Raw genomic sequence first — 1,117 nt, 5'->3', positions numbered from 1 at the left:
CCCGCGCCCAGCGCCGCGCCGGCCAGCGCCGAGCCGGCGCCGCCCCACCCGGATGGACCAGGGTGACATCGCGGTCCGCCTCCGACTGGTGCCGGTCGGGTCGGGCGAGCGCCAGGTCGTCGGGGTCACAGGGCACGCCGTAGGCGGCGAGCAGCCGGCACCACCGAACCACCTCGCGCTCGTCCGGCTCCCGGCCCACGCGGGCCCCGCAGTTGCCGTCGGCCTCGCTGGTCCCGTCGGTTTCGCCGGTCCCGTTGGCGGGCTCCCACCGCGGGCCCCGCGGCAGGTCGAACGCCCACAGTGCGTCCGGCCGTAGGGCACGCAGCGTGGCCGTGGACCGCGGGCCCCGGCCGTGCAGGTTGACGGCGAGCCGCGGGCGCTCGACGCGCACCGGTCCGAGCGGCGCGGTGTCGAGCACGGCGTCGACGGCCCCGGACAGCAGCGCCACCGGTTCCAGCCAGCGGGGCGCGGCAAGCACGATGTCCACGTCCGGCATCGCCCGGCGCAGGCCGCGCATCGCGGGCAGACCGGTGAGCAGGTCGCCGAGGCCGAGCGCGCGCAGCACCACGACCGGCCCGCGCCGGGCAGGACCGGTGCTCAAGGGTAGGACGTCTCCCAGGACGACGTCACCACCAGTTCCCTGATCTCGTAGCCGGGCGGCTGGGCCAGGGCGAACAGCACCGTGCGCGCGACGTCCTCGGGCCGGTTGAGCTTGGCGTCGGGACCGGGCTTGTACTGCTCCTCGCGGTCGTCGAAGAAGGCGGTGGTCATCCCGCCGGGCACGAGCAGCGTCACGCCGAGCCGGCCCTTGAACTCCTCGGCCAGCGCCCGGGTGAACCCGACGACGCCGAACTTCGACGCGCAGTACGCCGACGCGTCGCCGGCGACCCGCAGCCCCAGGGTGGACGCGCAGGTCACGATCCGTCCGGCCGTGGACTCCAGGTACGGCAACGCCCCGCGGATCACCGCCGCCGTGCCGAGCAGGTTGACACCGACGATGCGTTCCCAGTCGGCGCCGTCCAGCGCCCCGAACGGCGCCGGGCGGTCGGTGCCCGCGGCGGTGAACACGCCGTCGAGCCGGCCGCCGGTCCGCTCGACGAGCCGGCGGGTGGCGAGC

General features: G+C 76.4%; 2 protein-coding genes. Both read right to left on the bottom strand.

Features of this window, described 5'->3' with window-relative positions:
• Positions 1–601: glycosyltransferase family 9 protein (locus tag ND748_RS32495; protein WP_374216099.1), on the bottom strand; the 601-nt coding region annotated here is incomplete at its 3' end.
• On the bottom strand, positions 598–1,117 hold a 520-nt coding region (locus ND748_RS32490; RefSeq protein WP_251750086.1), incomplete at its 5' end, for an SDR family oxidoreductase. The genes ND748_RS32495 and ND748_RS32490, both read right to left, overlap by 4 nt.

This window comes from Frankia sp. AiPs1 (genome assembly GCF_023716945.1).
GTDB lineage: Bacteria > Actinomycetota > Actinomycetes > Frankiales > Frankiaceae > Frankia.
This window is presented reverse-complemented; position numbering and strand designations above follow the sequence as displayed.